This window comes from Brevundimonas pishanensis (genome assembly GCF_022750635.1).
Lineage (GTDB): Bacteria > Pseudomonadota > Alphaproteobacteria > Caulobacterales > Caulobacteraceae > Brevundimonas > Brevundimonas pishanensis.
Window position 1 is genome coordinate 256368 of record NZ_JAJKBG010000005.1, and the last position, 13028, is coordinate 269395.

Consider the following 13028-nt stretch of genomic DNA (forward strand, 5'->3'; position numbering starts at 1 on the left):
TTCCTCTTACGCGACCTTGCCGAGGCGCTCGACGGCGCGACGGCTGAGGTCATTGGTGTTTTCGATCATCCGCGTCACGCTCTCGTAGGCGCGGTTGATTTCGACCAGATTGGTGATTTCGATCAGGGTGTTGACGTTAGAGCCCTCCAGCATCCCCTGACGGATGCGCGCGTCGGTCGCTTCGACCGGCTGGGCGTTGGAGGTGTTGCGGTAGAGGTTGTCGCCGCTCTTTTCCAACACCGACAGGGTGTCGAAGCGGACGACGTTGAGACGGCCGACGATCTGGCCGTCCTGTGTGATGGTGCCGTCCTGACCGACGGTAATCGGGCCCAGTTCCGGATTGACGATCAGCTCGCCCGCATCGGTGACAACGGGGTGGCCTTTCTGCGTGGTCAGGCGGCCTGTGTCGTCTATGGTGAAGGCGCCGTCACGGGTATAGGCCGGTCCGGTCGCCGTCTGGACGGTGAAGAAAACGCCTTCGCCCTCGATGCCAAAATCGAGATCGCGGCTGGTCTGTTGCAGAGCGCCCTGACCGAAATCACGGCCTACACCCTTGTCCAGTACGAAGCTGGCGGAAGGGCGAATGGCGTGGTTGCGGGCGCGCGCACCGAGTTCGGTACCGACCAGCATCTGCTCGACTTTAAAGCCGGTGGTGTCCGCATTGGCGATGTTGTTGGCCACGATATCCAGTTCGCGGCGCAGCGTCATCTGACGGGACAATCCGATGTAGGCGGCGTTTTCCAAAGCAGGGCTCCTTCGCCTCTGCTTTTCGCAACAGTCGTGCCAACTGCTCGTTACGAGCGATTTCAATGGTTTAGGTTTGCGGCAGCTTTATACGCCCGGCAGACTTTGCCGCATGGTTAACGCCCTGTTAACCAAACAGGCCCCACTTAGCTCTACTGTACGGTTGGGGTCGGTCCGCATGCTCAAATTTAACCTTGGCAAAAAGAAAAGTGCTGACGCTGTTCCGGCTGTGGTCGAGGGCGAGACCGCGCAGGACGTCGAGGGCGAAGGCTCCGGCAAGAAGAAGCCGCCGCTGCTGCTGATCATCATTGGCGCGGCTGTGCTGGTGGCCGGTGGCGGGGGCGCTGCGGCCTTCATGCTGATGAAGCCCAAGGCTCCGGCTGCCGAGGGCGAAGCCGACGCGCATGCAAAGCCCAAGGACGAGAAGAAGAAGGACGACGGTCACGGCGGGGGCGGGGATGCCGCTGCTGCCGGTGAAGCCACAGGCACGATTGCGGCCGGACCGGACGGCGTAACCTTCTACACCCTGCCGGATCTTATCGTGAATGTTCAGTCGGCAGAGGGCCGCACCAGCTATCTCAAGCTCAAGCTGACGCTAGAGATGAAGGATGCGGCGGTGGCCACCCAGCTTCAGGCACAGGCGCCGCGTTTGAACGATATGATGCAGAGCTTCCTGCGCGAACTGCGTCCGGATGATCTGGCAGGTTCGGCTGGCACCTACCAGCTTCGGGCTGAACTGTTGCGTCGCGTGAATCTGGTGGCCGCACCGGGCAAGGTGGATGCGGTCCTTATCGAAGAAATGCTGGTGCAATAATCGATGACCGACACCCTCGGCAGTGGTCTGGATGAAAATCCCTTCGGCGCTCCTGAAGCCGATAGCGGTATGTCCGAACGCGTCCTGAACCAGGACGAGATCGACAGCCTGCTCGGCTTTGAAATGGACGACGGCTCGGGCGATGAGCGCAGCGGCATCCGCGCCATCATCAACTCGGCGCTGGTGTCCTATGAGCGTCTGCCGATGCTCGAAATCGTCTTCGACCGCTTAGTGCGCTTGATGACGACCAGCCTTCGTAACTTCACCTCCGACAACGTCGAGGTGTCGCTGGACACCATCTCCTCGATCCGTTTCGGCGACTATCTGAACTCGATCCCGCTTCCGGCCATTCTGGCGGTGTTCCGCGCCGAGGAGCTGGACAACTACGGCCTGCTGACGGTCGACAGTAACCTGATCTATTCGATCGTGGACGTGCTGTTGGGTGGCCGTCGCGGCACGGCGGCGCTGCGGATCGAGGGCCGTCCCTACACCACCATCGAGCGCGCACTGGTGCAGCGGATGGTCGAGGTGATCCTGAACGATGCCCGCGCCGCGTTTGAGCCGCTGACGCCGGTGCATTTCAATCTGGACCGACTGGAAACCAATCCGCGCTTTGCCGCGATTGCGCGTCCGGCCAACGCCGCCATTCTGGTCAAGCTGCGCATCGACATGGAAGACCGTGGGGGCCGCGTCGAGCTGCTGCTGCCGTATTCGACGCTCGAGCCGATCCGCAAAATGCTGCTGCAGCAGTTCATGGGCGAGAAGTTCGGTCGCGACAACATCTGGGAAGGCCACTTGGCCACCGAGCTTTGGACCACGGACACCGAGGTGCGCTGCGTTCTGGATGAACAGCAGATGCCCCTGTCCAAGGTACTGGACCTGAAAGTCGGCGACACCCTGATGCTGAACGCGACGCCTGACAGCGATGTCACGGTCAAGGCTGGGGCGGTCAATCTGACCGTCGGTAAAATGGGACGACGCGGCCAGCACGTGGCTGTGCGCGTCGAGGCCCCGATTTCAACAGAAGCGGCCATGCGTGTGGCCGGGAGAGAGGGCTGGTGACGGGTATCATCCTCGATAGCATCCTGATGATGCTGCTGGTGGCAGCCATCGGTTACGGCGTGAAGCTGGAGCGCAAGCTCAAGGGTCTGCGCGAGGGCCAACTGGCCTTTGCGGGCGCGGTTAAGGAACTGAACAATGCGGCGGGCCGTGCTGAACAGGCGCTTGCGACCCTGCGCGCTTCGGGTGCGGAAACCGACCTGCTGCACGACCGCATCATCAAGGCGCGTCAGGTGAAGCAGGAACTCGAAGTCCTGATTTCGCGTGCGCCGAAACAGGCAGCCGCCGCTGCGACTGCTGCTGCGCGTGCGCCCGCTCCGGTCAAGGAAGAAGAGCCGCTGGAGTTGGTGTCGACCATGGCCTTGGTGACCGAAGAGTCAGAGCGCGCGCGTCGCATGGCCAGCCTGATGCAGCGCATCGAGCAAGCCAGCGCCGCTATGCCTGCGCAGGCTGCCAAACCGGTCAAGGAAGCCGAGAATGGCGGTCTGACCGGCATGCTTCAGGCACTGGCCGCTAACCAAGCTGCGCAACAAAGCCTAAACCGTGCCCGCCGTAGTCTCGACGAAGATCTGTTCGCTGCCTGAATGAAGCCGTGACCTTTAAAGGCAACGCTTTTAAAGGTCCGGTGCCCCTTCACTTTTTCCGGTTGTTGCCATGAGCAAGCTGCCCCGCCTTCTGCCCCTGATCGCTGTCGCCATTGGCGGCGTCGTTGCCGTGCGAGCGGCGGGCGTGGCACCGGAACTGTTCACCGGCGCGGTAGCGTGGGCGCAGGAAGGCGCTCCGGCGGCAGAGGATGCAGCCAAGGGAGCGGCTGCGACGACGGCGGCTCCGCCTGCGGTTTGCGCCCTGACGCCGGAACAACTGGCCCAACAGGCCGGCATTTCGCCCGCAGAACTGCGCATCATCCAGTCGCTGTCGAAGCGCCGCGAGCAGCTGGACGCCCGTGACGCCGACTTCGCCACCACCCTGCCACTAATGGTTGCCGCCGAGCAAAAGCTGGATGCCAAGCTTAAGGCGCTCGAAGACCTTAAGGGCGAGATCAGTTCGCTGGTCGGTCAGGTCGAGGCCAAGGAGCAGGAAGAGACCAACCGTCTGGTCGCCGTCTATTCCGCCATGCGCCCGCGTGAGGCTGCGGCGGTGTTCGCGACCCTGAAGGACGATGTGCGTCTTCCCGTAGCGCAGGGCATGCGTCCGCGCACACTGGCCGCCATCATGGCCCAGATGCAGCCTGCTGCCGCGCGCGAGCTGACGGAAAAGCTGGCTAAGAAATACGAGTCCAAGCCTCTGCTGGACCGCGCCTCTGCGGCCGCCGGAGAGCCAGTGGCGTCCAAGCCTGCGGCTGCTCCTGCTGCCGCCCCTGCGGCTCCGGCGGCGGCGAACTGATCGGGCCTTATACGCTGATTGGTTGGCACGGGCGGCAGTTGCCGCTATGCAGCCCCATCGATTTTTCCAAGGATGCCCGTCATGTCTGACGCTCTGCCCGACCGCCTGTCGGTTGACCCTGACAGCCCGTACCACAACGCCGAACTGCTGATGAAAGGCATCGGCATTCGCTTCAAGGGCGAAGAAAAAACCAACGTCGAAGAATACTGCGTTTCGGAAGGCTGGGTCCGTCTGGCCGTAGGCAACCGCGTTGACCGTCGCGGCAAGGCCCTGACCATCAAGCTTCAGGGCGAAGTCGAACCCTTCCTGAAGGGCGAGTAATTCTGCTGGCGGGTGGAGGAATTGTGACTTTCGGTCGCAGCCTCCGCCCGCTAGTTTCCTCTCATGTCATTTTGTCTGAGGGGACGTCCATGTCGCTGAAATCGTGTTTGCTGGCAGGCGTATTTGCTGCCGGTCTTCTTTCCACCACGGCATCGGCACAGGACGCGGCGACCGTCGCCGCCGCAGAGGCCCTGCGAGACAAGGCTCTTTCCGACAACATCGCATTCGACTTCACGCGCGAGATCACGACGCGCTTTGGCCCGCGCCCGGCAGGCTCCAAGTCCGAGCAGGATGCAGCCGCGTGGGCGGCGGACTGGATGCGCGCCAATGGCTTCCAGAATGTGCGGATTGAATCCTTCCCGCTGGTGGGCTGGGAACGGGGTGAGGAGAGCATCGAGATTGTCGGTGCCCACGCACAAAAGCTCGTCGGGGGCGCGCTGGGCCATTCTATCGCTACGCCCGCTGACGGCATCGAGGCCGAGGTGGTGCGTGTCGAGAGCATTGAAGACATTCAGGCCGCGCCGGCGGGTTCGCTCAGCGGCAAGATCGTTTACGTCGATCCGGGCCAGATGGTCGCCGACCGCCAAGGATCGGGTTATGGACCGCGCTCGCGCATCCGCACGCAGGGGCCCAAGGCCGCTGCCGATCAGGGCGCCGCGGCGTTTGTGATCCGCTCGGTGGGGTCAGATCACGACCGCATGCCGCACACGGGCACCACAGGATATCATGACGGCAAGGTGCCGCTGCCGTCCTTCTCGCTGGCGGCACCGGATGCCGACCAGTTGAACCGTCTGATCGAGATGGGCCAGCCTGTGCGTCTCAAGCTGTCATCGACGGCGCGGACCTATGAAACCCACAGCCAGAACGTCATCGGCGACATTACCGGCGCGACCCGCCCCGACGAGGTCATCGTGCTGGGCTCGCACCTCGACAGCTGGGACATCGGCACCGGCGCGTTCGATGATGCGGCGGGCGGTGGCATCACGATTGCAGCGGCCAAAATTATTGCCGAGGCTGGCCGTCCGGCGCGCACCATTCGTGTGATCCTGTACGGCTCGGAAGAGGTGAACCAGCCCGTCTCGCACGGCAATGGCGGCGGGGCCTATGTGCGCGGCATCGGCGAGGCTATCGAGAAGCACATTGTGGCGGGCGAGAGCGATCTTGGCGCGGACAATGTCTATGCCGTGGGTCTGCCTGTCGGCACTTTGAACAGCGACTTTGCAAAGATCGCCTATCGGGTGCTTGCCCCTCTGAATATCGAAGAGGGCGGCGAGGAGCGGTTTGGCGGTGCCGATGTCGGACCGTTGGCGCGCGGTGGCGTTCCGGTCTTTGGTCTGAAGCAGGATGCGACCCGCTATTTCGACCTGCACCATACGGCCAATGATACCCTGGATAAGATCGATCCCGCCCAACTTCGCCAGAATGTTGCGGCGTGGACGGCTCTTGTGAAGCTGATTGCAGATTCAGATGTAGACTTCCGGGCCATTGCTGCGGCACAGACGGGTTCTGCCCGCGAAGAGTGAATCGCGGAGGCAATCATCGTCGCGAGCGTGGCGAAACTGGTAGACGCAGCAGACTTAAAATCTGCCGACTTCGGTCTTGCGGGTTCGACCCCCGCCGCTCGCACCACGATGCATTGAAGCGTCACTACGACCGGAAATTACAGCCGCATCGTTCTCACGGTGCGGCTTTGTCGTGCATCCTTCACCGTCAGGGTTTATGCCGACCGGACTGCGATTGTGCCGATTACGGCTAAGGTTGAGTGAATGCTGTTTAAACGACTTCTTCTGTCCGCTGTCTCCGCCACTGTGGCGCTGGCTCCCATGGCCGCTACGGCGGCTCCGGTTGGTGCTGTGGTTGCGCAAGGCGCAAGCGACGAAGCAGAAGCGTATGCGGGGCCGCGTCTGGTCGTCACCGTCGTCGTCGACCAGTTGAGCGCCAACCTGTTCAACCAGTACCGCAGCCGCTTCACGGGCGGCTTCAAGCGCCTGATCGATGAAGGTCTGGTCCACGCCAACGGCTTCCAGACGCACGGCGTGACCGAGACCTGCCCCGGTCACTCGACCGTTCTGACGGGTATGCACCCCACCCACACCGGCATCGGCGTGAACTTCAGCGCCGATGACGCCACGGGCGAAGGCCGCTATTGCCTCGCATCCGAAGTGAATACGCTGGCGCACGGTCAAATCACCGACAACGGCAATGTCGGCACCGAGCTTCTGAAGGTCGACACGCTGGGCGACTGGCTGCAGGTGCAACGTCCGGACAGCCGAGTGTTCGCCGTGTCGGGCAAGGATCGCGGTGCCATGAACCTTGCGGGCCACAATGGTCGCGCCTTCTGGTTCACCAAAGGCTTTGGCCTGACCACCTTTGTGCGTCCAGGCGAAAGCGCCGAAGAGCGTCTGGCTCCGGTGGCACAGTACAACACCCGCTTCCCCGCCGCTGAACAGGGCCAGAACTGGAAGGCGAACAACGCCTACTGCCAGTCGCTGGCCGAGGACATCGAGGTCGTGGACGGCACGTTCAAGTCGGTCGTTCCGCCGCAGAACATCGGCTTTGACGGTTCTCCGACCCAGGACGAAGAAACCCTGAAGGCGGCAACCTATCTGCTGCAATCGCAACGTCTGGGTCAGGGCAAGGCCGTCGACATGCTGGGCGTGTCCCTGTCGGCTACCGACAAGATCGGCCACACCTACGGCACGCAAGGGCCCGAGATGTGCGAGCAACTGATGCGTCTGGATGCGGCGCTGGGCGACTTCCTGAGCGAGCTGGACAAGGTCGAGGGCGGGGTCGTTCTGGCCCTCACCGCAGACCATGGCGGTGCCGACATTATTGAACGCACCCACGCCCGCGGCTTCCCCTATGCCCACCGCGCCAGCTTTGCTGTGGTGGAGGAGGCCAACGCCGCCCTGCGCCAGCAGTTCAATCTTGACTTCGACCCGCTGCAACGGGGTTCGTCGGGCCTGCGCATCGTAGATACGCAGAAACGTGCTCTGGCTGAACCGCTGCGGAGCCAGATTGCCCGCGCGGCTGTTCCGATGCTGGACAGCAAGGGGGACTTTGCCATGGTCGTCTTCCGCGACGAGCTGCTGCAAGATCCCATCATGGAGACCATTCAGCCGGAAGAACTGACCGTGCGCGAGCGCATGCGTCTGTCGGCCGTGGATGGCGTCTCGGCCGATCTGATGACGGCGCTCAAGCCGGGTGTCGCGACGGGCGGTCGACTGGGTGGCAATATGTCGGCCCACGGACAGCCGTGGAACTATGACCGCAAGGTGCCGATTATCTTCTGGACCCCGCACGCTGCCGGTCAGGAACGTTTCATGCCGATCCGCACCATCGATATCGCCCCGACGCTGGCCAACATCATCGAGGTGGAAACGCCGAAGCTTGATGGTCGCTGCATCGATCTCAATCTGGGTGAAAGCCCGGTCTGTCCGGTCGAATAAGCGAAATCGACATAAACTCGTGTTTCTTGAAGCCGGGGGCGTCTTACGTCCCCGGCTTTTCATTGGCACAAAGGGGCAAAGGCCGCGTCAGATCGGCCAAGGCCCCCGGGCCGGATGAGGAAACAGATTGAATGAACCGCGCCCGTCGCAGCCGTATCGTCGCCACCTTGGGGCCTGCCAGTAACTCGCCCTCGATGGTCAGAGCCCTGGCCGAGGCAGGGGTCGACGTCTTCCGTTTGAACTTCAGCCATGGCAGTTATCAGGACCATGCTGCGGCGCTGAAGGCGGTGCGGGGGGCCGAAATGGCGGTGCAGCGACCGTTGGGTGTGCTTGCCGATCTACAGGGCCCTAAACTGCGGCTTGGAACCTTCACCGAGGGTACCATTGCGGTGGAGCGGGGGCACCGGATGCGGTTCGACCTTGATCCGACGCCCGGTGATGCGACGCGCGTGCAGATGCCGCATCCGGAAATTTTTGCGGCTTTGCGCGCCGGAATGGCGCTGCTGATCGATGATGGCCGTGTGCGCCTTCGTGTTTTGGAGGCCACGCCGCAGTGGGCCGATGTGGAGGTCGAGAGTGGCTCGGGCCTCTCCAACCGCAAGGGCGTGGCTGTGCCCGATGCGATCGTACCGGTGTCCGCCCTTACGCCGAAGGACCGGGACGACCTGAACTTCGCGCTGCGGATCGGCGTGGACTGGGTAGCTCTCAGTTTTGTGCAGAAGGCCGAGGACATGGCGGAGCTGCGCCGCATCGTGGGCGGACGCGCCGCCTGTCTGGCCAAGATCGAAAAGCCTCAGGCCCTGCAATCGCTCGATGCCATTCTGGACTATTGCGACGGTGTGATGGTGGCGCGCGGCGATCTGGGGGTGGAGATGCATCCCGAGGACGTTCCGGTGGCGCAGAAGCAGATTCTGCGTGCGGCGCGCCAGCGTGGCGTTCCCGCTATCGTGGCCACGCAGATGCTGGAGAGCATGACCTCGGCACCGGCACCGACGCGGGCCGAGGCGTCCGATGTGGCCAACGCCGTTTATGAAGGGGCTGATGCCCTGATGCTGTCTGCCGAGACGGCGGCGGGCATGTATCCCCTCGAAGCGGTGGGCATCATGAACCGCATCGCTGAGCGGGTCGAACGCGATCCGCTGTGGCCCGGCCTGATGGATGCCGAACACGCGGGCATGGAGATCGGGGACGTCGATGCCCTCGTCGCGGCTGCGCGCAAGGCGTCAGAAGCGGCTTCGTCGAGCTGTATCGTCACCTTCACCACCACGGGCAGTACCGCACGGCGTATGTCCCGGGAGCGGCCGTTACAGCCGGTTCTGGCGTTGACGCCCAATCCGGACACGGCGCGTCGTCTAGCGCTGGTGTGGGGATTGGAGCCGCGTTTGGGGCGTCAGCCTGAATCGCTGGAAGGCCTGACGGACGATGCGGTCACCGCCGCCGTTGAATACGGGCTGGCGAAGGCAGGCGACCGTATCCTGATCCTTGCCGGCACGCCGTTCGGGGCACCGGGTGCGGCGAACCTGCTACGTCTCGCCCGCGCGCCATCGGGACCTTCCGGCGTTTAAGAAACGCACTGAAGTCGGATGCTGAACAGGCGAACGGCCGCAATGCGAAGGGTATCGCTTTAGTTGGCTGCGCCCAATTGACCGTTAGGGGGTAGGACAGGCTACGATAGCGGCTATGAGTCGGTGTGCCGCATGATCAAATATATCGGCTCCAAACGTGCCCTTCTGGGGCAGGTGGGTATGGCTATTCAGGCCATTTTGCCGGATGGCGGTCGGGTTTGTGACCTGTTTTCCGGCTCTGCCCGCGTCGGGCATCACCTCAAGAAGATGGGCTATCAGGTCTGGTCGAACGACCACAACGCCTACGCCCATACGCTGGCTACCGCATATGTTCAGGCCGACCGAGAGCGCTGGCTGGAAAAGACAGGGACTGTTCTGGAGGAACTTCGACAGGTTACGCCCGAAGCTGGATGGTTCACGCGCAACTTCTGCGAGGAGGCCCGCTTTTTCCATCCAGAGAACGGGGCGCGCATCGACGCCATGCGCGAACGCATCGAGCGTATGGATCTGGAGCCGGAACTGAAGGCTGTCGTGCTGGTTGCCCTGATGGAAGCGGCGGACCGTGTGGATTCCACGGCCGGCCTGCAGATGGCCTATATGAAGCAGTGGGCTCCGCGCGCGCTAAAGCCTCTGCAGTTGCGATTGCCCGATATCCTGCCCGCAGTACCTTCGGGACCTTGTGTAGCGACCCACGCCGACGCCGTCGCCATTGCGTCCCAAATCGAAGCCGGTCTGGTTTATCTGGACCCGCCGTATAACCAGCACTCCTACCTTGCGAATTATCACTGCTGGGAAAGCCTCGTGCTGTGGGACAAGCCGGAGACTTACGGCGTTGCCCGCAAGCGTGTGGATGTGCGTAGCCGCAAGAGCGACTTCAACTCCAAGCCCCGCATCAAAGCCGCACTGGCTTCGGTGATCGACAATCTCCACGCCCCCAATCTCGTCATAAGTTTTAACGACGAGGGTTATCTGTCGCGCGAAGATATGGAGGCTCTATTGGGGCGTCGCGGTAATGTACAAGTGATTGAGATACCGCGACCTCGATATGTCGGTGCGCGTATAGGTATTCACAATCTAAAAGGCGAACGCGTCGGCGAAGTTGGAAGACTTCGGAATGTTGAGCGGCTGTTCATATCTACGGCAAAGCCTATAGACTTAAGTCACATAACGACGTCTGGTTAATGGTTTTGCCACAGATAGAGCCAAAATAAGGCAGCTTTGCCGTTTGGAACATCATGGTTTTGCGGTCGTTACCCGCATATGTCCGTACCCGTTTCAAACTATACTGCAGTATCCGAGGCTCGCGCACAGCGCGCTGCCGAGGCGTATCGTGCGGCCGAGCGTTTAGGACGGCCCCACAGACAGGCAACCGAATGGCGCAGGCTCTGCAAAGCCGATCAGGCTCGCAGAGATTTCTATGGCTTTGCCGATCTGCTTGATCGCAAAGACGACGTGGAAGACGCCGAATTCGAACCATTGGATGACTTTGAAACCGCCGATCAGGAAATCCGCTCTGCCTATTTTATGGGTGCAATAGCGGTCGGCAGCGCCTGCCTCCTACTCGGCGGGCTGTTCATCCTCTAAAGCCGTCAACAAGACTTTGATCGGCGCATAGGACCTGCGGTGTACGGCGCAAGGACCATACAATCTCAATGCCTCGCGGTGTTGGGGTGACCCGTACCCCTTATGGCTGGCAAAGCCATAGCCAGCGTTTTCGGCATCCAGAGCGATCATCAGGTGATCGCGGGTGGTTTTGGCTAGAATGGACGCTGCGGCGATAGAGAGCGAAAGCCCGTCGCCCTCGACTGCAGTATCGACCTGACACGGCAGTTTGAACTTGTAGTTACCATCAATCAGAGCACCCGCAGGCGTGACAGCCAGAGCGGCGACCGCACGCTGCATCGCCAGTTCGGTGGCGCGCAGAATATTGATGCGGTCGATTTCTTCGACGCTGGCGTGACCGATCCCCCAAGCGATGGCCTTTTCCTTGATGACAGGCATCAGGGCTTCGCGACGCTTTTCTGTGAGGGCTTTGGAGTCGTTCAATCCGTGCGGGATGTCCAGCGGGTTGAGGATGACCGCCGCGGCGGTGACCGGACCGGCCCAGGGACCGCGGCCTGCCTCGTCGATACCGCACACCGGACCCCCGCAAATTGCCGACAGCCGGTTTTCCAGTTCCATCGTCAATGGAGCTTTGGTGGGCTTTACGCGGGCGCGCTGGGTCGAGGTCGTCATGGATTCTGCTATCGCATTGTCCGGTCGTCGATGGCTAGGTCCCAAGCGCTTCATTCGAAGTAAAATTCGGGGATCGTTCTGGTTGTAAGGAATGTAGCTTTTCTAAAGAATGGCGAGCGGCATACGTGTTCGGGATTTTAGTCCGTTTTGGTTGCGCAACCTTTACTATAACATGAGTCTCAAACAGTTGAGACACAGGTGACAACGGTGCAGCCCTGTGTCGCCGGGTGGTCGGGTAAGCTTGACTATTAATGCCTCGTTAATAAATCGCCTCGTATCGGTTCTCGGGGTCTGATGATCTCGTCGACCCATTTGTATTTATCTTTAGATTTTGTGATCGATTGAACATGCCCTTGCGGCGTGCCTCGGTGTTGTGGGTTGGTGGATGGCAGTCGGTGTACGTGACCGCGAGGGTATAGATGGCGACGCGCGCATCGCGCGTTCCGTCCTCGACACCACGTTGCTACCGGAAAAATCGCGCATCGGAGTGTGGCAGGAGACAGCCGCTTCGGTATGGGAAATCTCTGCCATCACCGACGCGACGTTTTACGCCAAGGTTGATGCCTATCACGCCGGCGACCTGATGTTCGGCAGCGTGACCAGCTGCGCACAAAAGACCCAGCGTAACGCAGCTCTGATCGCCTCTGACGGTCTCGACTACTTCCTGATGCAGTTCTACGTCGATGGCCAGCGCGTGGCGCGCACCCGACGGTCGGAGCAGGTGCTGTCGAACGGCGACATGCTCATGGTCGACATGAGCCAGCAGATCGAGACGGACTCGACTGCCTATCGCTCGGTGGACCTAGTGATGCCGCGCCGTGTGCTGGAGCCGCTTTTGCTGGACTCCGACGCCCATGCGGGACAGCGGCTGGTGGCGGCAGACCCCCTGACGGCCCTTTTCCGCAAGCACCTGATGGCGCTGTACGAGGCGGCTCCGCATATGACCGAGGCGCAGGCTTTTTCAGTGCAGGGCGCGACTCTGGCACTGGCCGCTGCGGCCCTGAACGGCACGATCTCGCCTGAATATGCTTCCTCGGTTCGGGCAGCGGCGTGGCTGCCGGTACGCAAATACATCGAGCAGCACTTGTCCGACCTCTATTTGACGGCAGAACAGGTGGCGATGGCCTTTGGCATATCCCGCGCCACGATTTACCGGATGATGGAGCCGCGCGGCGGGTTCGTGAACTATCTGCGCCTGAGGCGATTGCATCGCTGCCGTGATGATCTAGTCGATCCCGGCCAGAGCCACCGGACGATTGCCGATATTGCCGCGCTGTGGGGGTTCAGCAATCCGTCGGCATTCAGCAGCGCCTTCAAGGCCTTGTTCGACATGTCGCCTCGCGATTTCCGCAACATTGCAAAGGGGAGGGCCCGACGATCAAGCGGCGCCGGATCCGAAAGCGACTGGAGTCGATGGTTGGCCGCGATGAGGTGACCGCCGGAAGGTTAACGGGCGAG

Annotated in this window: 13 protein-coding genes and 1 tRNA gene; 12 read left to right on the top strand and 2 right to left on the bottom strand. The window is 61.8% G+C overall.

The window, feature by feature from the left end; genetic code table 11:
• Positions 1-6: 6 nt before the first annotated feature.
• Positions 7-744, bottom strand: a complete 738-nt coding sequence (gene flgF / locus LOX95_RS11520) for a flagellar basal-body rod protein FlgF (RefSeq protein ID WP_242914733.1) — start codon at positions 742-744, stop codon at positions 7-9.
• A 178-nt stretch (positions 745-922) separates the two neighbouring features.
• Between flgF and LOX95_RS11525 the strand changes: the two genes are divergently transcribed.
• From LOX95_RS11525 to LOX95_RS11575, 11 genes are all read left to right on the top strand, one after another.
• Positions 923-1558: a flagellar basal body-associated FliL family protein gene (locus tag LOX95_RS11525; protein WP_242914735.1), complete on the top strand. Its 636-nt coding sequence runs from the start codon at positions 923-925 to the stop codon at positions 1556-1558.
• Positions 1559-1627: 69 nt separating this feature from the next.
• The gene (gene fliM / locus LOX95_RS11530) at positions 1628-2620 is read left to right on the top strand and encodes a flagellar motor switch protein FliM (RefSeq protein WP_242914863.1); all 993 of its coding nucleotides are present in this window, start codon (positions 1628-1630) and stop codon (positions 2618-2620) included.
• Entirely contained in the window at positions 2617-3201 is a 585-nt protein-coding gene (locus LOX95_RS11535; RefSeq protein ID WP_242914737.1) for a DUF6468 domain-containing protein, read from the top strand. Before fliM ends, LOX95_RS11535 begins: the two co-directional genes overlap by 4 nt.
• Positions 3202-3271: 70 nt before the next feature.
• Entirely contained in the window at positions 3272-4000 is a 729-nt protein-coding gene (locus tag LOX95_RS11540) for a MotE family protein (protein ID WP_242914739.1), read from the top strand.
• 81 nt (positions 4001-4081) lie between these two features.
• Positions 4082-4321, top strand: coding sequence for a DUF3297 family protein (locus tag LOX95_RS11545; RefSeq protein WP_242914741.1), 240 nt, complete (start codon positions 4082-4084; stop codon positions 4319-4321).
• 89 nt (positions 4322-4410) lie between these two features.
• Positions 4411-5844, top strand: coding sequence for a M28 family peptidase (locus tag LOX95_RS11550; RefSeq protein ID WP_242914743.1), 1434 nt, complete (start codon positions 4411-4413; stop codon positions 5842-5844).
• Positions 5845-5865: 21 nt separating this feature from the next.
• Positions 5866-5950, top strand: a tRNA-Leu gene (locus tag LOX95_RS11555).
• A 137-nt stretch (positions 5951-6087) separates the two neighbouring features.
• Positions 6088-7770, top strand: coding sequence for an alkaline phosphatase family protein (locus tag LOX95_RS11560; protein WP_242914745.1), 1683 nt, complete (start codon positions 6088-6090; stop codon positions 7768-7770).
• A 131-nt stretch (positions 7771-7901) separates the two neighbouring features.
• Entirely contained in the window at positions 7902-9335 is a 1434-nt protein-coding gene (gene pyk, locus LOX95_RS11565; protein WP_242914747.1) for a pyruvate kinase, read from the top strand.
• Positions 9336-9467: 132 nt separating this feature from the next.
• On the top strand, positions 9468-10517 hold the full coding sequence (locus tag LOX95_RS11570) for a DNA adenine methylase (protein WP_242914749.1): 1050 nt from the start codon (positions 9468-9470) through the stop codon (positions 10515-10517).
• 78 nt (positions 10518-10595) lie between these two features.
• On the top strand, positions 10596-10919 hold the full coding sequence (locus LOX95_RS11575) for a hypothetical protein (protein WP_242914751.1): 324 nt from the start codon (positions 10596-10598) through the stop codon (positions 10917-10919).
• Here LOX95_RS11575 and LOX95_RS11580 read toward each other — a convergent pair.
• A complete protein-coding gene (locus LOX95_RS11580; protein ID WP_242914865.1) occupies positions 10893-11516 on the bottom strand; it encodes a ribonuclease HII in 624 nt (207 codons plus the stop codon). The two genes, LOX95_RS11575 and LOX95_RS11580, sit on opposite strands and share 27 nt — an antisense overlap.
• Before the next feature lie 439 nt (positions 11517-11955).
• Here LOX95_RS11580 and LOX95_RS11585 point away from each other — a divergent pair, with 439 nt between their 5' ends.
• Positions 11956-13005: a helix-turn-helix domain-containing protein gene (locus tag LOX95_RS11585; protein ID WP_242914753.1), complete on the top strand. Its 1050-nt coding sequence runs from the start codon at positions 11956-11958 to the stop codon at positions 13003-13005.
• The last annotated feature ends 23 nt before the right edge of the window (positions 13006-13028 follow it).